The organism is Yeguia hominis, assembly GCF_014384705.1.
Taxonomy (GTDB): Bacteria; Bacillota; Clostridia; order Oscillospirales; family Acutalibacteraceae; genus Yeguia; species Yeguia hominis.
On record NZ_JACRSN010000024.1, the window covers coordinates 1 to 25,321 of the forward strand.

The window sequence follows — 25,321 nt, forward strand, 5'->3', positions numbered from 1 at the left end:
TCGTGGTCCTTTTCGGGCTTATAGGGGACGGCCTTGATTTCCCCGCCGACCCGAAAGAAGCGCTCCGGATTCTGGAACTGCTTCGTGTAGCGTTCCAGCTGCTCCTTGTTGAGGGAGCCAAAGTACGGCGTGCTGCAATCGCAGATGGAAAAGGGGCCGAAGATAATGTCCATCATCTCCCTGCCTTCTCCGTAGATGGCTCGGCAGGGCCGCATGCCGTTGTACTTGCCCTCGTCGTTGCAGACGATGCAGACCTGCTCTTCAAAGGGATAATAGGGCTCGATCAGCCCGCCGACCACCCTCTGCAAATCGGAAAGCTCCGTGCCGATCTCTGCAACTCTGGCGACCTTGCCCGGTTCACAGAGCACCACTTTGATTTTCTTCTCTTTCAGGGGCTCGGTCATATCCGGGTCAAAATCCACTTCCCGAAAGCCGATACTGTCGCAAAAATGGAAGGTGGATTTTTCCTCACCTACGACCTCAACCACATCCGAAACGGAAAGGGACCTGCCCCGGTATCCGTCCGGATGGTCAAGGTTGAACATCTGGTACACTTCTTCCAGGGTGCCGCATTCCACCTCGCCCTCGAACACCTTGTCGTAGGTCTCGCTGCGAAGCTCAGCAGAGCCCTGAAAGCGCTCCAGATTTTCATAGTTCAAGAAGGCCACATTGTTCTCGTCCCGGTCCTGGTTGATCTGATAAATTGCAATGTTCATGTGCGTTCCCGCTCCTTTCTTTCTCTCATAAGTCCCACACGGATTTTCAGCTCGTCATTTACATCTTTTCCACGGGAGGGCGGCTCGTCATAGACCTGATACCTTCCTTGCAGTCCGCCAACAATTCCTTTCACAGCACCTCGTCCGACGGCGTCGTTGTCCAAATGAAGATGGATTTTGCGGACGGATGGGTGCTCGTCAAGAAATCTGCTCAAGGCCACCGGCACAACATTCTCTCGTTTGGTCTGGAACACACCGGCTAAAGACAAATAGGTTTCACTTTTCCAGTCGCGCCCGGCAAGCAGCATCAAGGTTGCAAAGCTCAGCAGGTTAATGGCGGATTCAAACACATGAATGTGCTCCGCATTCGGCTTTCCCTCCAAGAAAAAAGAGAAGTGCTTGTCACTGCCGGTCAGCTCGCCCTTATAGCTGCTGACGGTGCTGCGCAGAGCGCCATATCTTGCCTTGCCGTCCTTGTCGTATCCCATGAACACCGCACTGTGGAAATCTGCTGACTCAAAGAGCATCCTGTTATCCAGGCAATAGCGGATAATAACCGGGTGAATCCCTCGACCATACAGATATTTCTCTACGCGGTCTGTTGTTTCGGACAGCTCCGGCATCAGCAGTTCCGTGTGTTTTCGTTCCTTCTGACGATAGAAAACGGGAGGCTTTTCCGTCTCCCGTCCGAGAATGATTTCTGCTGCCTGCGTGAAAGGAATGCCCTTTACCTTGATGAGATAGTCCAGCGCCGATCTGCCGCCGATTCCCTGGGAGAACCAGCACCACTTGCCGTTGCTGATTCGCAAGGAGTCGTGCTTTCTGGTGCAGTAGGTGTTTCCGGACACATGGACAAGCTCCTGCGGTTCATAATTGCGGAGGTAAGTCAAAAGGTCCATTTCCTTGGCCTTGGCAACATCCTCCGCAGCAATATAGCGCATAGCGCATCACCTCGCTTCACGCCGGTCTCTCAGAAAATCGGCCCGGATGACCGCATTGGCTCGGCACTCGATGGTGTCACGGATGTTGTCCATGTGGTCGGTCTCCCGCTTTTCGAAGTCCTTGAACACATCCGCAAGGGGACTGGGCGACTTCAGGAGCGCCTTGCACTGCTTATCGGATAGGTCGTATTCCTCCAGCGTCAGCACAATGTCCTCCCGTACCGTGTACTCGTAGCAGTGGTTCAGGATTTCGTCGGGCGGCTGGGAAAGCAGCCACTCCCGATACTTCTCCTGTTCTGCGAACACCTTCTTATACAAAGCGGTGTTCAGTTCTTCGTTTGTCATTTTGTTTCCTCCTTCATTTATGTTTTTGAGATAACACGCTCTATAGAAAAAGCCGCTTGATTTCTCGCTGAAACCAAGCGGCTGTGTATAGAATATTTTTTGGAACGAAATCAGATCATCCACACGGGGACAATGTATGTGCTGCTGTCGATTGCGCTCAATGTCTCCCGAAGGCAGATGATCGCGCCTGTTCCTCTCGGTACGGAGGCTTTGTCCAGCAGCTTGAACGCGCCCGTAATTTGTGTGGGCGGGTTGATGCTTTTTTTGATCTCGATGGGGTGCAGCTGACCGTCGCTCTCCATAATCAAGTCGATCTCGTTGCTGTTCTTGTCCCGGTAATAATGCAGCAGACAGTCCTTAGCGCTGTTGCTGTAGGTTTTTATGATTTCCGACACAACATAGTTTTCTAAGATTGCTCCGTTGATTGCGCCATTCATCAAAATTTCGGGGCTTGAGTACCGGGTCAGATAGGAGACCAGCCCTGTATCGAAGAAATACATCTTCGGCGTTTTGATCGTCCGCTTCAAAAGGTTGTTGGAGTAGGGGTGCAGGAAGAACACGATTCCCGATTTTTCAAGCTCCTTCATCCAGCGCTTTGCGGTATCGTCACTGACGCCCACATCCCCGGCAATGTCGTGCAGGTTCAGCATCTGGCCGCTCCTGCAGGCGGCCGCACGAATGAAGTCGGCAAACATCACCTTATCCACACCGGGAATGTCGGTGGTCACATCCCGGTCGATATAGGTCTGAATATAGCTGCTGTAAAACACATCCCGGTCTTTATACTTACCGCTCCTGTGGCCGGGGAGTGCGCCGTCCCAAATCCTCTGATAGACCTCGTTCGGTGTGGCAGGGGAAAGCAAAGCCTTGCGCTTCTGCAATTCGTCAAGCTCCAACGAAAAGGGTGAAACCTCCATTGCACCGCAAAGCTCCGATTGTGACAGTGCCGACATATGAAGAATGGCGGTTCTTCCGGCCAGCGACTCCTGTGCCAGCTCCATCAGGCGATACGCCTGAGAGCCGGTCAGCCAATAGGAGCCGGGTGCAGCGCCATTATCCACAGCGATCTTGATATACGAAAACAGCTCCGGTGCATACTGAACCTCATCGATGAGAACCGGCGCGGGGTGCAGCTTCAAGAACATTGCAGGATCGGTTTTGGCAAGTCTGCGCTCCTCCAAATCGTCCAGCGAAACCTCGGCTCGTGCCGTCCCCTCCATCAGATGCCGCAGCATGGTGGATTTTCCGACCTGACGCGGGCCGGTCAGCAGCACACAAGCATACTCCTCATTGATTGCAATAAACTTCTTTTCAAGCTGTCTCTCAATATACATTGCTCCGCCTCCTTTAGGCTAAAATACGATGCACCTTTATTATAGCCTAAGAGAGAGGAAAAATCAATAGTTTTTAGGCTAAAATACGATGCAATTGTATTTTAGCCTATATGAGCAGCAATTATGCGTGTCTGCAACAGGCTTTCACCATTCACGCAATAGCCCCTGATTTCAAATCAGGCGACTGAACAGATGGTACCTGTCATTCCCCCCACGGAAACCCGAAATCACTGCGCTTAATCTTGCACTGCGGCTGTCCATCCTTCCAAAATACGATGCCCTCGATGTTGTGCTTCTCAAGGTAATCACGAATTCCCTCGAAATTTCTCGGCACATCCGGCAAAATGCGAATACCGTGTTTCTCAATCACATCTTTTTCAAGTCCATATGGGTTTGCTCGGAAATGCGGGCCGATTGCTTCGTAAGTGCCTTCCTCCGTAGGACAGCCGGCATTGCGATGGGCTTCCATGAACCAGATATTGCTCTTGTCGCTCTCGTCCACGGGAACCCAGTGCGGCCAGTGGCCGGTTATGGGGTCCGGGTCGCAGCAGGGAATCGCATTCGCCGGCGGAATCTTGCCGCGCTTTGCATCGTATCTTTTGTAAAAAACTCCGCCTATCACTGCGCAGCAGCTGCCGTCAATTTTTTCGGTTGCTGTGCCTTCTCCGCACAGAACCCATTCCATGCCGGGATGAACCTTGTTGTTAATGTCGACTTTATGATGGTTGTCAAATACCCGCTCAAAGAGCGTCGGGATTTTCTTCATAATCGCTCACCTCATTTCATCACCTTGATAATCAGCTCGTTCACATCCTCTGTCGGCTTTCCGGCAGAAAGAAGCTTGTTGCGAAAAGCAAGAAGCGCTTCCCGCATCAGCCGTGCCTCGTTAGGGGACAGCTCAACCATTCGTTTCTCTGCTTTGCGGCGGAACATTTGCAGCACCTCCATTCCTTTCTGCCTCCATTGTATCCGCAGATGCGCATCCTAGCAAATGTACAAATGAAAATCTTTCGAAAAGCGAATACGGCAGCCTATTGAAAGGCTGCCGTAGATCGACAAACTGGAATTTGTTAATTAGAATTGCTCTCAAAGCAACAATTATCTTAACATTCCCCAAATACACTCCAGTAATGTTAGTGCAAGGATAATGTTAATCACACGGAAATGCCGCAGATAAAACTTCTGAATCAGTACGCCTAAACCAATCCAAGTACAGGTTGCGATCGTTCCGATCGTTGCAATAACCAGCTCAAAAAACAGCAAAACCGGAAAAGAGGACATATATCCTACAACATAACCCGTTAATGCGGTAACTCCGAACATATAGATCTTCACATTGACAAATTGCAGCATGAAGCCTTTTAGAAACGATGCCGATTGCTCTGCGTTTTCTGTTGACGGCTTGCTGAAAACAATATGTATCGCAAGCCACAGGATATAGGTTGCTCCGATGTACTTCATCACTTTCATTACATTTGGAAGCAAAGAATTAACCCCATATACAAAAATTGCACATAAGATTTGTACGACATAGTAGCCTGCAAAAATTCCAAAGAACAGCGGCTTTCCTTTTTTATATCCATAGTTTGTTACGGTATTTAATGCCAGAATATTTCCCGGTCCCGGTGTAAAGGCATTTACAACACAATAAATCAGAAAATTGCTCAGTACCGCCATAGGCATAATCATTAACCACCTTTCTGCTGTTATTATATCAGCAAACAGCGGTACATACATAACACCTATTTTATATGATTATCCATAGCCTATGACTATGGATTGACTGGAGCATATTTCCGTAATTCTTCCAGATAGCTTTTTCCAAGTTCACTCAATTCCTGATTTTCATTCAGCACATATCCAATATGCATTGTTTCATTTTCTGCAAGCGGAACGGAGATGATATTTTCTCCGTTCAAATATTTCGGGAAAATGCCACTTGAAATAGTATAGGCATTCAATCCTTTCGGACCGCCGTCACAGGTTTTGCAATCGCCTTGCGGTAAATGATAAGGGAAATGACCGCGGCGATCACTTCCGTGACCCAAAACGCATTCCAGACGCCAACCGCTCCGAAAAACCTGCTGAGTAAAAACGCAGCCGGGATGATGACCACTACATACCGGCAAAGGGAAATCAGTAAGGAGGGAGTTCCTTTCCCAAGTCCCTCCAATGCGCCGGAAGAGGTAACAGAAACCGCCGAGACGATAAACCCGGCCCCGATGATGCGTAAGGCGGTTTCCCCGGCCTGAATCGTCGCTTCTGTGTGGGTAAACAGCCCCATCAACTGTCCGGGGATCAGCAGACATATTACTGTCCCAAACACCATAATGATGCCACTCATGCACAAAACGATCTTAAAGATCTGGCTGACCCGTTTGTGCTCCCCCGCGCCGTAGTTATAGCCGATCAGGGGGCGCATCCCCTGCACAATGCCATTCGCTGGCAGATAGATAAAGGTCTGCAATTTGTAATAGATTCCTAAAACCAGAATATACACTTCGGAATAGGCCGCCAAAATCGCATTGAGCGCCGAAATCAAAAGAGACGGAAGCGCAAGATTCAGGGTTGCGGGAATGCCGATGGAGTATAGCTTTATGACCATCTTTTTGCTGGGCAGAATGTACTGCCTGCGGATATGCACGCGAATTGGCCGCACAAGATAGACTACAAGGTAAATCGCAAGCGTCAGAGCCTGCCCGATGCCGGTTGCCAGTGCAGCGCCTTCAATCCCCATTTCCGGGAATGGGCCATAGCCAAAAATCAGAACGGGGTCCAAGACAATGTTTGTGATGCACCCGCACATCAGGCTGATCATGGCCGTTTTCATGTTTCCTACTGCCTGGAACAGTTTCTCAAACACCATGCTGACGGTAACAATGAGTGTAAAGGCGAACGCAACGACAGAATAGCGGACGCCAAGTTCAATGACCGCTTCGGATGAAGTGAACATCCGAAGGAAAACCGGCATGATCGTAATACAGCAGACTGTCATAACAACGCCATGAATCACGGCAAGCACAAGTCCCTGCGTGGCTGCCTGATCCGCTTTTCTGTGATCCCCCGCGCCCAGATAGAAGGCGATCACTGCATTGATCCCAACGCCAAATCCAATTCCGGCAGCATTGATAAAATTTTGAACCGGGTAAACCAACGATAATGCCGTCATAGCCTCCTCGCTGATCTGCGCGACGAAAAAACTGTCCACAATGTTGTAGAGGGAATTGACCAGCATGGATAACACCATAGGCAATGACATGGATAAAATCAGCGGTAATACCGGTTTCTCTTTCATGAAAGTGTCGTTCATCATTTTTTCTCCCTGGAACACGTTATGAGATATTTTTGCGGCGATGCCATGCCATCATCACAAGAGCAACGAGCAAAGTGGCAGTTTCGGCAACCGGAAATGCAAGCCAGATTCCGTTCAGACGGAACAATTTGTCCAGACACCATAAGGCGGGAACAAGGAAAAGCATCTGCCTGCATAATTGAATTGCCATGCTGGAACCTACTTTTTCTGTGGCCTGAAAATAGGTGGAAATCATCGTAGAAAGGCCGCAAAACAGATAGCTTGCCGCCATGATCCGCATGGCGGAGATTCCAAAGGAGCGCATGGTTTCCGACGCCGTAAACAATCCCAAAATCTGTGCTGGAAAAAGGATGACGGCCAATGTCCCCAGTATCATCATACCAGTAACCAAAGCGGTTCCGTATCGGAAAGCGGAATGCAGCCTTTCGCTGTTGCCTGCGCCGTAGTTAAACCGCATGACAGGCAAACAGCCCTGGATCAAGCCGTTTACCGTCATAACAATCAGCTGCTGCACCTTAAAGTATGCGCCGAAGAAAGCAATCGCCGTATCGGAATACGCCACCAGGAACAGATTGACGAACGTCACCATAAACGAACTGAGGGCGTTCATAATAAAAGATGGCAGGCCAAAGGCAAAAATACGGCGGATCATCTGCTTTTGCAAATGAAAGCCTTTGATTTTTACCTGCACTTTCTGCTTTTTGCCCAGCAGTAAAGCAAATGCCAAAATCATGGACAGCAGATAGCCTGCAACGGTAGCTACCGCAGCGCCGCGGATTCCCATAGCTGGGAAAATACCAATCCCAAAAATCAGAATGGGGTCGAACACGAAGTTGACGACCACGCCCGCGATTTGGAACCACATGGGAGCGACCATGTTCCCGGTGGCCTGTATCATCTTCTGGATGGCGATATGCACCATATTGGGAATTTGCATGAAGGAGCACACACTCATATAGGCGATGCTCAGCTGATAAATTTCTTCATTATTGGTGAATGCCCGAAAATAGGGTTTCATAATCAGTAATGACATAAGGTTGAGCAAAGCACCTATTCCAAAGGCCAGTAACAATCCATGTGTGACAGTTGCATTTGCCTCATCCTGCTTTTTCTGTCCAAGATACCCTGCTATCAGCACATTCACGCCGACACCGATCCAGATAGACGCTGCATTCATCAGTGTTGTAATGGGAAACGACAGGGAAACCGCCGTCAAAGCATTTTCACTCAGTCGCGCTACAAACGCGCTGTCTATCAGATTATAGGAATATTGCAGAAACATGGAAATCAGCGGCGGTATCGACATTTGCCAGATGAGTTTTCCAACAGGAGCGACCGCCATTTTATTATTGGTCTGCATACTTTCCCTCCTCTCCACAAAGTGTCCGGTAGCTTCCATCCTCCGTTCTGCCAGATTTTCCAGGATGCAGACAACAAAAAAGCCACACGGCTATCACAAGATAGCTGTGTGGCAAAAAGATGACCGAATCCGGAAAAGTCCACTCAAATTTTACGCACATTATCATAGCATTCTTTCAGGAGACTGTCAAGCATCAATCATTACGGAATTGTGGCGGCACTTTCTGCTGTTATTATATCAGCAAATAGCGGTACATACATAACACCTATTTTATATGATTATCCATAGCCTATGACTATGGATTGGCTGGAGCATATTTCCGTAATTCTTCCAGATAGCTTTTTCCAAGTTCACTCAATTCCTGATTTTCATTCAGCACATATCCAATATGCATTGTTTCATTTTCTGCAAGCGGAACGGAGATGATATTTTCTCCGTTCAAATATTTCGGGAAAATGCCACTTGAAATAGTATAGGCATTCAGTCCGAGCATGAAGTTGACAATAGCCCCTCTGTCATTGACCCGGATTTCCTTATCCACTGGAATGAAGCTGAATAGTTCCTCTGAAAAATAGACGGATTCATACTCTCCCTGTACAAAGTTTAGCCGTGGATAAGGTGCAAGGTCATTAACGGAAACTACTTTTTTCGATGCCAATGGGTGATCTTTTTGCAAAAAAACATGAGGCTTTGCTGAAAATAGCTCGGTAAACACCAGATGGTTTCCCTCTATCACTTTCCGCATGACGACTTCGTTTTCATGCGATAAATAAAGGATACCTAAATCACAGACACGATTTTTCACATCATCCAATATCTGATGTGTTCCGGTTTCATTATAATAAAAAGCGTATCGTTCTTGTCCAAAACGCTTAACTAACTCCACAAAAGCGTTTTCCGTAAAAGTATAGTGCTGAGAAGATACTCCAAATGTCACTTTCCCCGGAAGATTTGTAACATACCGATCCTCCAGCAGTTCCATCTGCTGTATCACCTGGCGAGCATAACCGAGAAATTCAGCACCATCTTTTGTCAGAGTAATTCCGGTTCTACTGCGGAGAAAAATGGTGATACCAGCCTCTTTTTCCGTTTCTTTGATGGAATTGGACAGACTTGGCTGTGATATAAAAAGCAGTTTTGCCGCTTCGGTAATAGAGCCAACTTCTGCTACCTTCAAAATATATTTTAATTGTTGAACCGTCATTTCTTTACCCTTTATATTCTTAAAAATTCCGATTTGTCAGCCTCATTCTATCACACACTCGGTACATTTCCCGGCTTGCGCATCGCAGCGGCAGTGCAATGGATTACGAGTTAGCTCGGCAATCTGCTCTACTGCATACAGCGGCAAATTCACAAGCCGGTCTTCTTTTTTGAAATCTGCCATCGACGTGCGGACGGCGATCTCGGGTGTGAACTTCTCCTGATAGGTTTTCAGGCTTTTTGCCCGGAGGTTGGTTTCAGCCTTCACCTCTACGGGAATCACTTGTTCGCCTGTATCCGCGATGAAGTCAATTTCGCAGGACCCTCTGTCATTGGTGTAGTAGTAAACGCCCAGGTCCTCAATGGTTTTCAGCTGCTGGCAAACATACTGCTCCGTAAGGGCGCCTTTGAATTCAATAAAGAGGTCGTTTCCGTCCAGCAGGGTGCGCTGGCGAAGGCCTGCCATACACCCAAGCAGTCCCACATCCACAAGGAACAGCTTGAATGCCTTCAAGTCCTCATAGGCCTTCAGAGAAATTCCGGCAGCATTGACACGGCTGATCTTGTGAACCAGTCTGCAATCGGAAAGCCATAGGATGGCCGTTTCATAATCCTTGGCTCGTGCGCCTTCTCGGACGAGGCCATAGACGAACTTTTTGTTTTCTCTTGCCAACTGCGAGGGGATGCTGTTCCAAAGCATGCGGATCTTAGGAACGATCTCATTCGGTGCGTGTTTGGAAAAGTCCTGCTCATAAGCGGCAAGTATCCTTTTCTGTATCTCACGGACTTCATTGAAATCCTTATTCTCCGCAAAGCTCTGCACGGCTTCCGGCATACCGCCTACAAAATAATACTGCTTGAGCGCATCAATGTAGGTCTGCTTAAAGCTCGTGATCATTGGATAATCCTGCTTGCTGAGCAGCTCTGCAAAACGCTCCTTTCCGGTAGCCATCAAAAACTCCTTGAAAGAGAGCGGGTATAGCTTCAAAAAATCCACTTTGCCCACCGGGAAGGAAGTGCCTTCATGCAGGGCAATGCCCAGCAGAGAGCCTGCGCATACAATGTGGTACTCCGGCGCATTTTCGTAAAAGTACTTGAGAGAGCTGAGCGCTCTTGGCACTTCCTGCACCTCATCAAAGATCAGGAGTGTATGGTCGGGATCGATTTTCCGACCGGAATACAATTCCAACCCCATGATCAAACGCTCTGTGTCCAGATCAGAGGCAAACAGCTCGGCCATTCTGGAATTGGAATCGAAGTTGATATATACGGTATCGGTATAATAGAGCTTTCCGAATTCCTTCATCAGCCAAGTTTTCCCGACCTGCCGTGCTCCTTCAATAATCAACGGCTTCCGTCGTTTGCTTTCTTTCCATTTCAGTAGCTTTTCCATTGCGATTCGGTACATACTTGCACCCCTTATCTCATACTGCAAATATAGTATACCACCGAATCGCAAAAAATGCAACGAACTTTCGTGGCTTAGAAACACTTTTTACAGTGAACTTTTGATGTGCGTACACATTTTTTACGACGAACTGAGAAAATGCGCCCCCAAATACGGCAGCCTACTGATAGACTGCCGTAAGTAGGAAAACCGGAATTGTCACACTTAATACTGTGGCTCAATAAATCAACAACAGCTTTCAGTTGTGTAGGGAACTTTTGCCAGATTTTTTGCTGTATGTTTCCCATGCTGTCTTTGTTATTCTGCTTCTTCTTCAGCGTGAAAACCAACCATAAATCTTTTCAGCAGAAATGTGCAGAAGTACGGGAAGGTGTATATCCTGTCCTCATGCCCGATATTGTTCTTTGAGAACTTAATCCCATATCTGATATCCGGGTAGTGATCAGAGGTAATCAATGTTTTCATTGATTTTGCCCGCCCACTTTTCGCCTTTACTTCAACAGGAATCAAGGATGCGGTTGAACGGATGAAGAAATCGGCTTCCAGTGTGGAATCCTCTTTTTTGTAATAGAACAGCTTATATCCTTGCTTGATGAGAGCTTCTCCTACCATGTTCTCATAGAGGGCTCCCTTATAAACACCTAGGTTCTTATTGGCTCTTAAATCCTCCTGCGATTCATCATCCAGCATGGATGCCAGAAGACCCGTATCCGCAAAATACAGCTTGAATGTGTCGGGCTCGTAATTACCTCCCAATGGCAGTTTCGGAAACTCCATGCAGTAACAGATGTTGACCATACCTGCATCCGAAAGCCACTCCGCGCATCCTCGATAATCCCGGAATCTTGCGCCGGATGCCACCTTGGAAATCTGGAATTTTTTGTTTTCCCTTGCAAGCTGCGGCGCAACCCGGTTGAACACATTGATAATTCTTGTTTGATCGATTCCAGTGGCATACTTGCGAATATCTTCTTTATAGTCCGCTATGAGCTGCTTCTGCGTATCAAGCGATCCCTCAAAGGTGTTTCGCTCGATATACTCCGCGACGACAGCAGGCATTCCGCCAAGGATATTGTAATCCAGAAACAGCGAATGGAAGACATTCATCTCCAACTCGCTAAAAGGTTTGAATTCCTTCATGTGGGAAAGCAGATTCTTTACCGTGTCATCTCCATAACCCTTTGCCCACAAGAATTCCTCGAAATCCATCGAAAACATCTCATAGTCTTTTTTATACCCTACGCTGTTGCTTTCGATCTTCTTGTAATTGACTCCCGGCATCGACCCACTGCAAATCACATCAAACCGCCCATCTATGCAGAAGAACTTGAGCGATGTTGCAATTTCCGGAAACTCCGTAATCTCGTCGAAGAAGATGAGCGTCTTTTCGGGCACAAACTTCTTTGTCGGGTCAATGAGTGAAATGTTCTTGATAATGTCAGCAGCTTCATATCCGTCCGCGATGATTCCCTTGTATTTCTCATCACGGACAAAATTGATCTCGATCACATTTTCGTAATGATCGGCAGCAAAATGCAGGATCGATTCCGTTTTGCCTATTTGACGGCTCCCCTTGACAATAAGGGGCTTTCTGTTTTTATCTGCTTTCCATTCCTCTAAGAAAGCATCAACTTTTCTTTTCAAATACATCTGAATTGAATCACTCTCCAGCATGAGCTTTCTGCTTCATTATACACAAAACATGAGCGATTGTTAATCTGTTCTGCACATTTCATGGGCGAATTCAAGTTACTCTGAACACATTTTGTAGTAGTCAAGAAAAGTAGACACGAAAAATATTTATTTTTGATTTGCTTTTTCAAAAGTAGACATGAGGAACATTTTTACGGAAGTTATTTTTTCAAAAGTGGACACGGACAATGATTTTTGCCGAAATCCTTTTTCAAAAGTGGACACGATGATTCAAGGCTTTGTACCCTGCGGAGCACGGGCTTTTGGGTTGCAGAATTTCGGCGATTACGGAAATAGCCGATTTTTTGACGGAAATATGTGATTAAAAATTATTTGATAGTTATGATGGCTTATTTGAGATAGCTTCTTTATTATGGAAAATTGATGCCATCACAGAGACTGCACCGGAGCAATGTTCAGCCCCGCATGGCAATGGAGAAAGTCCAGGACGCTATGGAGGAGATTCATGGTCGCTTTGGCAAGAGCGCCAGCACCTATGCCTGCCTTATGGGCGAAAAAATGCCCATATGACGGGGCTTTTCTCTCAAATGTACATCGGCGTACATGGTTTTCGGCAAGAACGCAAGTGTGCCAGCCAGTTTGCTTCGTGTTCGGCAAGGTTAGCTCTTGATATTCCACATCCTGCCCGTTGACCAGCAGCGTTGCAGCGTTTGTCGGAAGCATATTCTTTGGCGCAGTGATTGAATTTTTACACTCAATAGGTGGCCGGCGAGAAAGGCCGTTTTTTAACCCCTCGCTTATCAACGGGAAAGTAATTTTCAACTTTGCGGAATTTGGAAATTTTCTGGGAATCTCCCTGCTAACCAATTGGGAGCTTATTGCGGTTTTGAAAAAGTAGTTTCGAAAGAAATTTCTCTTGATATTTTTTAATGATTGGGAATAAATCAAGTCAAAATGAAATTTAAGTTTTTAAAAAAGTCTTTCTATTTATTTAATTTGAGGTGCCATTTGTGTGGGCGGGAAAAACTTTTAAGAGTTTCAAAAAAAGGATTCTTCACTCAATTTGCCTAATATGGATGCGCCGCTTTTTGCGTGTTTCTATGTTTTTGAAGAAGCAGCGCACCGTCTGCTATAGCGGTGCGCTGCTTCCGAATTGTTTCGGGGATGCCGGACTGCTTTTTGACAAGAATTTACCGAGAATATATGCTTATGGTCAGCATACTTTGATGCGGTTGAGACCCGGTTTCAGCGCTTCGATGGGGCCGGGTACCGGACGGCAGTTGTGCGGGCATCCGAAATAGTCGTGATCCAGTGTGATCGGGCGGCCGTCCGGATCGTCGAAAATGGCATCTGCCATCCGCACTGTGCCGAGCGTCTGCGTGGAATGAATTTGGGTCGGTAGGGCAAAGAGCGCTTCGGGCAGCTCAATTTGCAGGTATACGCCGTCCGGCTCTTGCTGGATTTCCACTTTGGGATCGAAGTCCGGTGCGTCGTACAGGGATTCCTCCTGCTCAAAATGTCCGGCCGCTTTGAAATAGGCATTGTTTTTGATATAGACCGGCTGTTCGACGTCAAAGTATTTGACATGGTCGCAATCTGCATGTGCTTTCAGCGCAGACAAATAGGCTTCGTACGACGGGTTACAGCCGTTGTATCCCGCGGTACCGGTGCTGGAATCCTCCGCAGTAATTTCCATGCCGCCGACAAAAATGTTGTTATAGAAGCGATCGTCTCCGCTAAAGATCAATGCAGTGCCTGCGACAGCGGTGGTGTGGGGGAAATGATAGGGCGTCGAGCGGTCAAGTACCTTGATCCGGCGCAGGCTGCCGCAGAACAGGTTGCCGATGTAAGCGCCGCCCTGCGAGGCGTTGTCAAGGCTGTAGCTGGAAGCCAAAATATTATGGTCAACAAGATACGGACCGTGCGAGACTTCGATAAACAGGTCGCGCATGTTGTGGTGATAGAGGTTCCGGGAGATCCGGACGCCCTGCGCCTGCCAATCCAGCCAGGTACCCAGCGTGCAGTCATGAATGTGGTTGTTGTGGATCTTGACATCGAGCGCAGCGTGCAGCTTGATGCCGGCAATTTCGTAACCAAAGAATTCATGTTTTACGGCGATGTTGTAAATCTCATTGCCGTAAATTTCACTGAACGCGCAGCCCATATGTCCGACAATGCCGTTTTGGCCGCAATCATAGATGGTGTTGTTGCGCACAATATGGGAGCCGATCGTCAATTTGCTCCAGCCGTGCTCCAGCGCCAGGAATACGGCTTCCATCTGATACTGATAGCCCGGCTTCTGCAGTGTCCGCATATGGTTGTTATCGCCGGTGGAGCGCTCTTTGCCCAGGCTGACGGCACTGCATTTGGCGTCGTGCAGGCGGTTGTTCTCGATGATCCAGCCTTTGGACCAGTGCGGTCCGACCATACCGGGCTGATCGGCTGTCGGCGGTGTAAACGGGCAGGCGGCCTGTGCGATTTCAAATCCGCGGACCGTGATGTAGTTTAGTCCGGTCTTTTCCGGATAGAAGCAATAAGGCCGCACATTGATTTCCGTCAGTTCACGGTTCGGATCGGCGCCCTGGAAGTTGGCGTAGAGAACCGTGTTTTCTTCCGTAACCTCGGCGAACCACTGGTAGACGGTGTTTTCCGGATGCGGAATTGGCTCCAGCTTTCCGGTCCAGGGCGGGTTAAAGCCGAGCTCACGCCGCTTAGGCTGCAGGACCTCCTCAAGCGTGGGTGCTTCATAGAACGAGCGGCCGTTTAGATAGACTTCGCCGGTATGCACCTGATATTCGGTCGGATAAATAAACCAGTCGCCCCACAGCGCCTCGGCGTAAGGATTATAATCTCCGAAAAAGCTGTTCGGCAGCGTTGCCTTCCAGACAGTCCCCTTAAACGGTTCCCAGCAGGTGATGCGCTCGGATCCCTTGATCACGGTTTTTTCTCCGGGAGCCGCTTCATATGTAATCCGGCAGATCTCACTTTTTCCGCCGTTTTGCGGTTTCACCCATTCCCGGTATTCTCCTTCGTGAACAATTACGCGATCTCCGGCCTGTGCCAGCGCGGCGGCCTTTGAAATGGTGCGAAAAGGATGCTCGGCAGAGCCTTCCGCCCGGTCGCATCCGGTAACAGCTACGTGAAAAATTCGGTTCATCAGTACCATGCTCCTTTTTTATAGTTTCTGGTATCATCATATCGATTGTACGGCGAAAAAACAAATCCTCTGTTGCGATTTCCTGGACTTAGATTGCTTTTTTGCTGCTTTGAGGCGGTTTGGCGGAAGCGAAAGTTTGCGGTAAGCATTTTGTTTTTCCTTTAAATAATAATATTTGATGTTAAACAGTGCTTCCATGAAACCCGTGCGGTATAAAATTGGTTTGCAGAAAATTTCGCGTGAATGCCGCCGTGCAGCCGTCTTTTCGATTCTGTCGGGTATGTTCTGCGACGCAAACGGGTTTGAATGCACGGGTGCGGGAAGAATTTGTGCGGCCTTTCCGGGGGAGCCCGAATGAAAGGAATTGCAGAGATGCTGTATCGGATATCACAAAACACCGGAAATCGGAGATTCGTATTTTGGGAATCTGGTAAAAATTACTCTTGTACCGCAACGATCTCTTTGGTATAATGAATTGCAAGAAGGACTCGGTTCGGCATATCCGATCCAGATTTAATGAAGTGATTTTTGCGGATTGGAAACAACCAGGGCAGGATTCTTTAAAGGGTCTTGTCCTTTTTTTCTGTAACCGGGACTTTGATTGCAGATATTCCTTTTGGGGAGAGCGTCAGGAGAAACTCTTTTGATGGATCCCGACAGGAAAAGGGGGATTTCAGAATGCTTGAAACAGTAGCGCCGCAGCGCGTGTTCCATTACTTTGAGGATCTGTGCGCAATTCCGCACGGATCGGGCAATATCGCGGCGATCAGTGATTATTGCGCGCGGTTTGCCGCTTCACACGGACTGGATTGTGTCCAGGATTCTCTGCACAATATCATCATCCGAAAGCCTGCGTCCAAAGGTTATGAGACGCATCCGGCGGTCATTTTGCAGGGCCATCTCGACATGGTCTGTGAGAAGGTTGCGGATTCCGATTTCGATTTTACCAAAGACGGCTTGCGTCTTTCCGTTGACGGAGACCTGCTCTCTGCCGACGGGACAACACTCGGCGCGGATGACGGCATCGCTGTTGCAATGATTCTTGCAGTGCTCGAGGACGATACGCTTGCCCATCCGCCGATCGAAGCGCTTTTTACCGTTGACGAAGAGACCGGAATGGACGGGGCAGAGGGCCTCGATGTCACAGGTCTTGCCGGATCGACGCTGATCAATCTCGATTCCGGAGAAGAAGGCGTCCTGACGGTTGGCTGTGCCGGCGGCGCGAAAGTGGATATCCGGATGCCGGTGCAATTTACAGAAAACACCCTGCCTTGCCAGAAAATTGTGCTTTCCGGTCTTTGCGGCGGACATTCCGGAATCGATATCAACAAAGGCCGCCTGAATGCCTGTAAGCTTCTGGGAAAATTTCTTTCGGAACTACCCGCTGCGTATCGGCTGGTTTCGATTTTCGGCGGATTTAAAGACAATGTCATCCCGAACGCCTGTGAATGTGTGATTGCCTGCAACGAGGATGTTTCCGCTTTTGCGGCGCATTTTGCAGAAGAAAACCGGCTGCCTACTGATTCCGGGCTTACCGTGACTGTGTCGGAAGCCGCGTTGTCTCCGTGTTGTCTTACAGAGACTTCCGGCATGCACGTAGTGCAGTTCCTGATGAAAACAGTATTTGGCGTTGTTGCGATGAGCAAAGAGATGGAGGGTCTTGTCGAGAGCTCACAGAATCTCGGGATCGTCCGTCTGGAGGATTCGCAGTTCCACGCGGTGCTTTCTGTGCGCAGCAGTGTTGCTGCCGAAAAGCAGAAGATGCTCGATCAGCTGCAGGCGCTTGCCGAAACGTTTGATGCGCAGTTTTCCACGCACGGGCATTATCCGGCGTGGGAATACCGTCCGGTTTCCCGTCTGCGCGATACGATGATTGCGGTCTATACGGAGCTTTACCGGAAGCCGCCGGTGATCGAGACCGTTCACGCGGGCCTGGAATGCGGCCTGTTCAGCGAAAAAATCGCAAATTTTGATGCAGTTTCCATGGGCCCGGATATGTGGGACATCCACACGGTCAACGAACGGCTTTCCATTTCGTCGACTGCCCGGACGTATTCATATTTGTGTCAGGTGTTAAAGGAGTTGTAAACATGCAAAAGTTTGCCGTCAAAAATCTTCAGAACGCTTTGGAACCGAACGCTGCGCTGTTAGTGGGCAGCATTCCGAACCGGTTTTATCTGACAGGGTTCGAAACCAGCGATGGATACGTCCTGCTGACCCGGGAAGAAGCGGTCTTTCTCATTGATTTCCGTTATTTTGAAAAGGCCAAAGCGGTCGTAAACAGCTGTACGGTCTGTCTTTCTACCGCACCGTTTGATGAAATTTCCGCACTCTGCCAAAAACACAGCATCACGAAGCTGTATGTGGAGAGCGAATCGGTTTCTATGGCGCTTTACAAGCAGCTTTCCGAAAAGCTTGCGCCGGTTTCTGTTTCGGATGACAACCGGTTTGATCAGATGCTCCGTGATCTGCGCAGCGTGAAGAGCGAAAAGGAACTTTCCCTGATCCAAGAGGCGCAGAAATTGACGGACGATACGTTTACCTATATTTTGGAGCGGATCAGCGCCGGACGAACCGAACGCGACGTGATGCTGGATATGGAATTCTATATGCGGAAACTCGGCTCCGAGGGCGTTTCCTTTGACTTTATTGTGGTTTCCGGAAAAAATTCCTCCTTGCCGCACGGTGTGCCGACAGACAAAAAGATTGAACGCGGCGATTTTATTACCATGGACTTTGGCGCCGTGGTCGGGGGATACCGTTCGGATATGACCCGGACCGTTGCGCTGGGAACAATCAGCGACGAACAGAAACGCGTATACGACACGGTGCTCCGGGCGCAGCTTGCCGCAATTGATGCGGTTAAGGCCGGCGTGGTTTGCAAGGATATCGATCGGATTGCCCGCGATATCATCGACGAGGCCGGCTATCAGGGCTGTTTCGGCCATGGGCTCGGCCATAGCGTCGGCATTGAAATCCATGAGCGTCCGAATTTTAACACTCGCTGCGATACCATTTTAAAGCCCGGAACGGTGATGACGGTAGAACCGGGAATTTACCTGGAAAATCGGTTCGGTGTCCGGATTGAAGACATGGTGGTTGCGACGGAAACCGGCTGTGTGGACCTTACATACAGTGAAAAATCACTAATTTGTCTCTAAATGTAGCGATTTCGGGCGGATCCTGCATCTTTTTTCTTGCAATTCTCGAAATAATATGTTAATATTTTTCTCATGATTATGAAAAATTTGAATTGGTTTTTCTCAAAAACTTTAGCACGGTGCTGTGTAATCAGCTCAAAATTTTTGGGACTCGTGCACTGCACGAAGGCGAAGAGAAGCTTTAAGGAGTTGACGTAGTTGGCCAAGTACATCATTAAGCGGATTGCAATGGGAATCCTGAGTATTTTCATTGTTGCGACGCTGACATTTTTTCTGATGAATCTGGTTCCGGGCGGCCCGTTTGTTGCTGAAAAGTCGATCAGTAAGGCGGCGCAAGAGGCTCTGGCCGCAAAATATGGTTTGGACAAGCCTCTGTTCCAGCAATATTTGACCTATATGGGCGATTTCTTGAAAGGAGATATGGGCCTGAGTCTGCGCCAGCGCGGAAGAACCGTGTCGGACATTATTTTCTCGAAATTCCCGGTATCGGCCGGCCTTGCAGGAATCGCCGTTGCGGTTGCGCTGCTCATTGGCATTCCGCTCGGATGTCTTTCCGCTTATAACCGCGGAAAGTTCGCCGATAACTTTATCATTGTGCTGGCTACCTGCGGCATTGCAATTCCAAGCTTTATCAGCAGCGTTCTGCTTTTGTATACCTTTGGCAGCCGTCTGAATCTCCTGCCGACGATCGGTTTGAATTCCGCTGCATCTTATATCATGCCGGTTACGGCGCTCGCAATTTACCCAACTGCCTATATCACGCGTCTGATGCGATCGAGTCTGCTGGACGTCATGGGGCAGGATTATATTCGGACTGCAAAGGCGAAAGGCCTTGCAAACTTCAAGATTCTCTTCAAACACGCGCTGCGCAATGCGATTCTGCCGGTTGTGACCTATGTCGGACCGATGCTTGCGTCTTTGATGACCGGTTCCTTTGTTGTTGAGAAAATCTTCAGCATTCCCGGTCTGGGCCGTGAATTTGTTTCGTCGATCACAAACCGCGATTATACCATGGTTATGGGTACAACGATTGTTCTCGCTACCCTGATTATTATCGCAAATGTCATTGTCGATATTCTGTATAAGATTATCGATCCGCGCATCAAACTGAAATAAGGAGTGGCGAGAAAGTTTCATGAAAAAAATATTACCGAGCCTTCATTTGAATCCCGATGATTTCCTTCCCGCCACGCAGGACGAGAAAACAAGTCTTGTTGTGATGCGCGAAAGCGTCAACTTCTGGGCGGACGGTCTGCGCCGTTTGCGCAAAAACAAAATTGCGATGATCAGCCTGATCTTCATTCTGATCATTGTGTTCTTTGCTTACTTTTTGCCGAGCTTTTGGCCTTATAGCTATGAGCAGCAGATCAAATACAGCGAAAATTTGGCGCCGTTTGAATATGGCGAAAATGAACAGGCGCGCATCGATGCCGGGGAAAAGGTGTTTCCGCATATCTGCGGCACAGACAAACTCGGCCGTGATTTTGCGGTTCGTCTGATGATGGGCACCCGGATCAGTCTGACAGTCGGTTTGATCTGTGCAGCGCTTGTTTTGCTGGTTGGTGCGACGTACGGCGCGATTGCCGGTTTTGCCGGCGGTTGGGTCGACAATATCATGATGCGGATTACCGATATTCTGTATACGATCCCGGATATTCTGCTGATCATTATTCTTGCGATGAGCTTAAAGCCGAAACTGCAGTCGTTGGCAGAACTCGACGCGTTTGCCTGGATGCAAAAGGTCGGACCAAACCTGATTGCAATCTTCCTTGTGTTCGTGCTGCTTTACTGGGTCGGTATGGCGCGCATTACCCGTTCGCAGGTTTTGGTGCTGAAAGAGTCCGAATATGTTACTGCGGCGCGCGCACTCGGCGCAAACAGCTCGCGGATTATCAGAAAGCATTTGCTGACCAACTGCATTGGTACGCTGATCGTAACGACCACGCTTCAGATTCCGTCCGCAATCTTTACGGAGAGCTACCTGAGCTTCCTCGGCCTCGGCGTTTCGGCTCCGATGCCGTCTCTCGGTTCCCTTGCCACGGATGCGGTTAAGGGCATGAATACATACCCGCATCTGCTGCTTTTCCCGGCAATCCTGATTAGCGTCGTCATCCTCGCATTCAACCTTTTCGGCGACGGTCTGCGCGATGCATTTGATCCGAAGCTGAAAAACTGAGAAGGAGGGTGAGCATTTTGAGCGAAAAGCTTTTAGAAATCAAAGACGAGCGGCTTTCGTTTTTTACGCCGGCCGGTGAGGTCAAAGCGCTCAACGGCGTTTCCTTCTCAATGGATGAGGGAGAAGTTCTCGGAATCGTGGGCGAATCCGGTTCCGGAAAGTCGGTTACGGCTTATTCTGTGATGGGGCTTACGGCCTATCCGGGCAAGCTGGTCGGCGGAACGATCCGGTTTAACGGCCATCAGATTGACGAGATGACCGAAAAGGATTTTCGAAAAATCCGCGGAAATGAAGTTTCGATTATTTTCCAGGATCCAATGACAAGTCTCAACCCGGTTTATACAATCGGCAACCAGATTGTCGAAGTGATCCGTCTGCATACAGAAAAGACCAAAGAAGAGGCGCGTGCCCGTGCGAAGGAGCTTTTGGAGCTTGTCGGCATCAACGAGCCGGAAAAACGCTTGCGGCAGCATCCGCATGAACTCTCCGGCGGTATGCGCCAGCGCGTGATGATCGCGATTGCGCTTGCCTGTGAACCGAAGCTTTTAATCGCCGATGAGCCGACTACCGCGCTTGACGTAACCATTCAGGCGCAGATTCTCGAGCTGATGCAGGAATTGCGGCAAAAACTCGGCATGAGCATTATCATGATTACCCATGACCTCGGCGTCGTTGCCAGTATGTGCGAAAAGATCGCGGTCATGTACGCCGGCCATATCGTGGAGTACGGTACTGCGGACGAAATTTTCTACGAGCCGTGCCACGAATACACCAAGGGCCTGATTAAATCGATTCCGAAACTGAATGTTGCGTCGACGGAGCGTCTGGTTCCGATCGAAGGACAGCCGGTCGATTTGCTCAATCCGCCGGCGGGCTGCCCGTTTGCACCGCGCTGCGAAAAATGCATGAAGATTTGTCTGCGCGAAATGCCGCCTAAAACCGAACTGAGCGACACACATTACAGCCATTGCTGGCTGTTGCAAAAAGAAGCGTTTGAGAAAGGGGATGCTGTCTGTGAGTGAACAGGAAAAGCTCGTTGAAGTACAGCACTTGCAGCAGTACTTTCCGGCCGGCGGCCGCGGCAAGAACAAGCGGTTTGTCCAGGCGGTCGATGATGTTTCGTTCTTTATCAAACGCGGTGAGACGCTCGGCCTGGTCGGCGAGTCCGGCTGCGGCAAGACGACAGTCGGCAGAACGCTGCTCCGGCTCTATGAGCCGACGGACGGCACCATTATTTATGACGGCACAACCATTTTTGATAAGCAGAACAACATTGCGCTTGACATGATGCCGTATCGCCGCAAAATGCAGATGGTGTTCCAGGATCCGTACGCGAGTCTCGATCCCCGTATGACCATCGGTGATATTGTCGGCGAACCGATCGACATCCACAAGCTTGCTGCAAATAAAAATGAACGGCGTGACCGGATTATTTCCCTTTTGGAGCGCGTTGGTCTGAACAGCGAACACGCCAACCGGTATCCGCATGAGTTTTCCGGCGGACAGCGGCAGCGTGTTGGAATTGCAAGAGCGCTTGCCGTTAAGCCGGAATTCATCGTTTGCGACGAGCCGGTATCGGCGCTGGACGTTTCCATTCAGGCACAGGTCGTCAATATGTTTGAGGACTTACAGAAAGACCTGAACTTGACCTATCTCTTTATTGCGCATGATCTAAGCGTTGTGCGGCATATTTCGAACCGCATCGGCGTCATGTATCTTGGAAAACTCGTGGAGTTGGCGGATAGCTATGAACTGATTTCCCACAGTGTCCATCCGTATACGCGCAGCCTGATTTCGGCAATTCCGGAAGCCGATCCGAAAATTGCGCGCGCTTCCAAGCGGATTCCGCTGCAAGGCGATGTTCCGAGCCCGCTCAATCCGCCGAGTGGCTGCCGCTTCCGGACGCGCTGTCCGTATGCGGACGAGCGTTGCGCGGCGGAATGCCCGCAGCTGCATGAGGTTTCTCCGGGGCACTGGGCGGCTTGTCATCATTTGGACAAGGTTCAGTAATCCGGATATTGTTTGCATTTATTGTGTTTTTTAGGTTTGAAAAACGCAATGAATAAATAGAAAAAGCAGCAAATGCTGCGAAAAAGAAGGAGATGCATATGAAAATGAAGAGACTGGTTTCAATACTCCTCGTATTGGTACTGACCCTCTCCATGGTCTTCTGCATGAGCGGATGCGGTAACAAGGCTTCGAATGGCGTTACTGTCCAGATCGGACCGAACCCCGAAACTCTTGATCCGGCACTGAACAGTGCAGTTGACGGCGGCAACATGCTCATCACATTGTTTGAGACCCTGCTCATCATCGATGAGAACAATCAGGTGCAGCCCGGACAGGCGGAAAGCTATACGGTCAGCGATGACGGTCTGACCTGGACGTTCACCATGCGTGACGGCCTGAAATGGTCCGACGGTACCGACCTCAACGCAAAGGACTTTGAGTACACCTTCAAACGTCTGACGAACCCGGACCTGGCTGCTCCGTATGCGGAAACCGTTATCGGTATGATCGACGGTTATCAGGATGCAATCGGCAACCCGGACGCGGAAGGCAAGACCACCACGGATCCGGATCCGGACAAACTCAATGTTGCTGCGAGCGAAGACGGCAAAACCCTAACCATCAAGCTTGCATATCCGTGCTCTTACTTTGACAAGATCGTTGCCTTCGGCACGATGAGCCCGGTACAGAAAGCAACCGTTGAAGAGAATGGCGACGCTTGGGCAACCCAGCCGGATACCTATGTCTGCAACGGCCCGTACATGATCTCTGAGTGGACGCCGAGCGAGCGGATCGTCTGCAAAAAGAACCCGAACTACAAGGGCGGTTGGGATTCCAGCCGGATCGTAACGGAAAACCTCAACTTCCTGCTTCTCGAAGATTCCAGCGCTTCCTATGCAGCTTATAACAGCGGTGAAGCGCTCTTGATTAAGGATGTCCCGACCGAAGAAATCCCGAGCCTGAAAAAGGCTGCGGACGGCGGCGACTTCTATGTAGATACTATCCTTGGTACCTACTACCTGAGCATGAATCTGAACAAAGAGCCGTTCAACAACGTCAATGTACGGAAGGCTCTGAACCTCGCGATCGATCGGGACTATATTGCAAATGTTGTTATGCAGGGCACGTATTCTCCGGCATATAACTTCATGGGACCGGGTGTTGTTGACAGCGAAGGCATGTTCTTTGACAATGCAGTAGAAGCGAACGGCGGCAAGCCTTATATTAGCGAAGACTACGAGGCAAACCTCGAAGAAGCGAAGAAGGCTCTTGCAGACGCCGGCTATCCGAACGGGGAAGGTTTCCCGACCATCACGTATTCCACCAATGATACCGGTTACCATGTTGCGGTCGCCGAGTATCTGCAGGAGGCGTACAAGCAGATCGGCATTACGATGCAGATCGATAAGGTTGAGTGGGCCTCCTTCACGCCGCAGCGCCGTGCCGGTGAATATGAGATGGCACGTAACGGCTGGGTTATGGACTATAATGATGCATCCAACATGCTCGAATTGCTCTATTCCACCAACGGCAACAACGATGGTAAGTATAACAATCCGGACTATGACGCAGCGATCAACGCTTCCAAGGTTGCGGATCCCAAAGCCCACTTTGAAGCGCTGCACAATGCGGAAACCATCATGATGAACGACTATGCCTGCATTCCGCTGGCATACTACAACGACTTCTGGCTCCAGAGCCCGAAACTCAAGGGCACCTGGCACAGCCCGTATGGCTACTGGTACTTCCAGTATGCTTATGTAGAGGGCTAAGCGAAGTTTTTCGCTGTGTGTTCTTATAAGGCTGACAGAAAGCTGAACAAAACCGTCCGTGTCTCATTGTGGATGCGGACGGTTTTTTATTATGGCTTTAGCCAGTTGAGGACGGAACGTCCGAAACGGAGCCCCACTCGCTATTTGGGTGGGGATAATGTGCAATAACTTGCGCAAATTGAAACGAGCAAAAAAGAAGACATCGCTTGCAGGCTCTGGTAGAATGAAGTCACAGCACAAACATTCGAAAGGAGGCAGCGGTACTGTCAAGAACGAAGCGTGTCGATACTAACAATCGAGCAAATCGAGCAAAAACGTATGTACTCGATAAAAACGGTGAAAGCCTGTTTATGGGCGGCGGAGTATTTGATACAAGTGCATTTGATGCAAGTGAACGAAAATTCAGTGTTTAGAAGTTTGGAAGCTTGCCGGCAAAATGCCTTTCTAGAGCTTCAACAAGCCGCCGGCTTTGACTAACTTTACCTGTCTGCTCTTGCTGTTCGGATAGTCCCGGAAAGACAAGCCCTCTACAATTGTATTCAGGATCGTCAGACGCTTGTCGCCGATCCCAAAGAAATAAGAACACATGATCTTGTCTTAAAAATATCTGCAAAAACGCTGGGCGGCCTGATGCTCTGTCTGCGATCGATGCACTGACCGGGCCGAGTATCCGAACTTTGGGATTTTGCTTTCGGGGTATCTGCCGCCCAATTTAATTTACCTTGCAGGCGTGTCTGCAATTGTTTGCTGCAGACTTTGGTTGCAAGGCAAA

20 protein-coding genes and 1 pseudogene are annotated in these 25,321 nt (G+C 49.2%); 7 read left to right on the plus strand and 14 right to left on the minus strand.

Annotated elements, in window-relative coordinates; all coding sequences use genetic code 11:
- The 14 genes and pseudogenes from IAG03_RS12605 to IAG03_RS12670 all read right to left on the minus strand — a co-directional run.
- Positions 1-716, minus strand: a 716-nt coding sequence (locus IAG03_RS12605; RefSeq protein WP_249320392.1) for a YodL domain-containing protein, incomplete at its 3' end; no start/stop codon positions are given.
- Entirely contained in the window at positions 713-1,657 is a 945-nt protein-coding gene (locus tag IAG03_RS12610) for a DUF3991 domain-containing protein (RefSeq protein WP_249320394.1), read from the minus strand. The genes IAG03_RS12610 and IAG03_RS12605, both read right to left, overlap by 4 nt.
- Before the next feature lie 39 nt (positions 1,658-1,696).
- Positions 1,697-2,002, minus strand: a pseudogene (locus IAG03_RS12615) (DUF3848 domain-containing protein); the annotation flags it as partial.
- A gap of 110 nt (positions 2,003-2,112) precedes the next feature.
- Positions 2,113-3,336, minus strand: coding sequence for an ATP-binding protein (locus IAG03_RS12620; RefSeq protein WP_249320396.1), 1,224 nt, complete (start codon positions 3,334-3,336; stop codon positions 2,113-2,115).
- Between the two features lie 202 nt (positions 3,337-3,538).
- Positions 3,539-4,102, minus strand: a complete 564-nt coding sequence (locus tag IAG03_RS12625; protein WP_249320399.1) for a hypothetical protein — start codon at positions 4,100-4,102, stop codon at positions 3,539-3,541.
- Positions 4,103-4,113: 11 nt separating this feature from the next.
- A complete protein-coding gene (locus IAG03_RS12630) occupies positions 4,114-4,284 on the minus strand; it encodes a hypothetical protein (protein ID WP_249320402.1) in 171 nt (56 codons plus the stop codon).
- A gap of 150 nt (positions 4,285-4,434) precedes the next feature.
- Complete coding sequence (locus IAG03_RS12635; RefSeq protein WP_249320405.1) at positions 4,435-5,019, minus strand: LysE family transporter; 585 nt, start codon at positions 5,017-5,019, stop codon at positions 4,435-4,437.
- A gap of 89 nt (positions 5,020-5,108) precedes the next feature.
- Positions 5,109-5,297, minus strand: coding sequence for a hypothetical protein (locus tag IAG03_RS12640; protein ID WP_346726147.1), 189 nt, complete (start codon positions 5,295-5,297; stop codon positions 5,109-5,111).
- Complete coding sequence (locus IAG03_RS12645; RefSeq protein WP_249320408.1) at positions 5,294-6,646, minus strand: MATE family efflux transporter; 1,353 nt, start codon at positions 6,644-6,646, stop codon at positions 5,294-5,296. Before IAG03_RS12645 ends, IAG03_RS12640 begins: the two co-directional genes overlap by 4 nt.
- Positions 6,647-6,668: 22 nt before the next feature.
- Positions 6,669-8,009, minus strand: a complete 1,341-nt coding sequence (locus IAG03_RS12650) for an MATE family efflux transporter (protein ID WP_249320410.1) — start codon at positions 8,007-8,009, stop codon at positions 6,669-6,671.
- A 295-nt stretch (positions 8,010-8,304) separates the two neighbouring features.
- Positions 8,305-9,213, minus strand: a complete 909-nt coding sequence (locus IAG03_RS12655) for a LysR family transcriptional regulator (protein ID WP_249320413.1) — start codon at positions 9,211-9,213, stop codon at positions 8,305-8,307.
- Between the two features lie 42 nt (positions 9,214-9,255).
- Positions 9,256-10,620: an ATP-binding protein gene (locus tag IAG03_RS12660; RefSeq protein WP_249320415.1), complete on the minus strand. Its 1,365-nt coding sequence runs from the start codon at positions 10,618-10,620 to the stop codon at positions 9,256-9,258.
- 297 nt (positions 10,621-10,917) lie between these two features.
- Complete coding sequence (locus IAG03_RS12665) at positions 10,918-12,294, minus strand: ATP-binding protein (RefSeq protein WP_346726148.1); 1,377 nt, start codon at positions 12,292-12,294, stop codon at positions 10,918-10,920.
- A gap of 1,192 nt (positions 12,295-13,486) precedes the next feature.
- Positions 13,487-15,430 (minus strand): right-handed parallel beta-helix repeat-containing protein, encoded by a 1,944-nt coding sequence (locus IAG03_RS12670; RefSeq protein WP_249320418.1) that lies wholly within the window; start codon positions 15,428-15,430, stop codon positions 13,487-13,489.
- Positions 15,431-16,108: 678 nt separating this feature from the next.
- On the opposite strand from IAG03_RS12670, the gene IAG03_RS12675 reads away from it, so the two are divergent.
- From IAG03_RS12675 to IAG03_RS12705, 7 genes are all read left to right on the plus strand, one after another.
- Complete coding sequence (locus IAG03_RS12675; RefSeq protein WP_249320421.1) at positions 16,109-17,518, plus strand: aminoacyl-histidine dipeptidase; 1,410 nt, start codon at positions 16,109-16,111, stop codon at positions 17,516-17,518.
- A 2-nt stretch (positions 17,519-17,520) separates the two neighbouring features.
- Positions 17,521-18,591, plus strand: a complete 1,071-nt coding sequence (locus IAG03_RS12680; protein ID WP_249320424.1) for an aminopeptidase P family protein — start codon at positions 17,521-17,523, stop codon at positions 18,589-18,591.
- A gap of 198 nt (positions 18,592-18,789) precedes the next feature.
- Complete coding sequence (locus IAG03_RS12685) at positions 18,790-19,707, plus strand: ABC transporter permease (protein ID WP_249320426.1); 918 nt, start codon at positions 18,790-18,792, stop codon at positions 19,705-19,707.
- Positions 19,708-19,726: 19 nt separating this feature from the next.
- Positions 19,727-20,767 (plus strand): ABC transporter permease, encoded by a 1,041-nt coding sequence (locus IAG03_RS12690; RefSeq protein ID WP_249320427.1) that lies wholly within the window; start codon positions 19,727-19,729, stop codon positions 20,765-20,767.
- Positions 20,768-20,784: 17 nt separating this feature from the next.
- Positions 20,785-21,789 (plus strand): ABC transporter ATP-binding protein, encoded by a 1,005-nt coding sequence (locus IAG03_RS12695; protein ID WP_249320428.1) that lies wholly within the window; start codon positions 20,785-20,787, stop codon positions 21,787-21,789.
- Complete coding sequence (locus tag IAG03_RS12700) at positions 21,782-22,777, plus strand: ABC transporter ATP-binding protein (RefSeq protein WP_346726149.1); 996 nt, start codon at positions 21,782-21,784, stop codon at positions 22,775-22,777. The genes IAG03_RS12695 and IAG03_RS12700 overlap by 8 nt, the downstream gene beginning before the upstream one ends.
- Positions 22,778-22,875: 98 nt before the next feature.
- Positions 22,876-24,549, plus strand: a complete 1,674-nt coding sequence (locus IAG03_RS12705) for a peptide ABC transporter substrate-binding protein (protein ID WP_249320430.1) — start codon at positions 22,876-22,878, stop codon at positions 24,547-24,549.
- The last annotated feature ends 772 nt before the right edge of the window (positions 24,550-25,321 follow it).

Bases quoted from the DNA above. Each gene is read 5' to 3' on its own strand.
- IAG03_RS12625 (WP_249320399.1), bottom strand. From the start codon at position 4,102: ATGAAGAAAATCCCGACGCTCTTTGAGCGGGTATTTGACAACCATCAT.
- IAG03_RS12620 (WP_249320396.1), bottom strand. From the start codon at position 3,336: ATGTATATTGAGAGACAGCTTGAAAAGAAGTTTATTGCAATCAATGAG.
- IAG03_RS12660 (WP_249320415.1), bottom strand. From the start codon at position 10,620: ATGTACCGAATCGCAATGGAAAAGCTACTGAAATGGAAAGAAAGCAAA.
- IAG03_RS12665 (WP_346726148.1), bottom strand. From the start codon at position 12,294: ATGCTGGAGAGTGATTCAATTCAGATGTATTTGAAAAGAAAAGTTGAT.
- IAG03_RS12635 (WP_249320405.1), bottom strand. From the start codon at position 5,019: ATGCCTATGGCGGTACTGAGCAATTTTCTGATTTATTGTGTTGTAAAT.
- IAG03_RS12670 (WP_249320418.1), bottom strand. From the start codon at position 15,430: ATGAACCGAATTTTTCACGTAGCTGTTACCGGATGCGACCGGGCGGAA.
- IAG03_RS12690 (WP_249320427.1), top strand. From the start codon at position 19,727: ATGAAAAAAATATTACCGAGCCTTCATTTGAATCCCGATGATTTCCTT.
- IAG03_RS12655 (WP_249320413.1), bottom strand. From the start codon at position 9,213: ATGACGGTTCAACAATTAAAATATATTTTGAAGGTAGCAGAAGTTGGC.
- IAG03_RS12675 (WP_249320421.1), top strand. From the start codon at position 16,109: ATGCTTGAAACAGTAGCGCCGCAGCGCGTGTTCCATTACTTTGAGGAT.
- IAG03_RS12630 (WP_249320402.1), bottom strand. From the start codon at position 4,284: ATGGAGGTGCTGCAAATGTTCCGCCGCAAAGCAGAGAAACGAATGGTT.
- IAG03_RS12645 (WP_249320408.1), bottom strand. From the start codon at position 6,646: ATGAACGACACTTTCATGAAAGAGAAACCGGTATTACCGCTGATTTTA.
- IAG03_RS12610 (WP_249320394.1), bottom strand. From the start codon at position 1,657: ATGCGCTATATTGCTGCGGAGGATGTTGCCAAGGCCAAGGAAATGGAC.
- IAG03_RS12705 (WP_249320430.1), top strand. From the start codon at position 22,876: ATGAAAATGAAGAGACTGGTTTCAATACTCCTCGTATTGGTACTGACC.
- IAG03_RS12650 (WP_249320410.1), bottom strand. From the start codon at position 8,009: ATGCAGACCAATAATAAAATGGCGGTCGCTCCTGTTGGAAAACTCATC.
- IAG03_RS12680 (WP_249320424.1), top strand. From the start codon at position 17,521: ATGCAAAAGTTTGCCGTCAAAAATCTTCAGAACGCTTTGGAACCGAAC.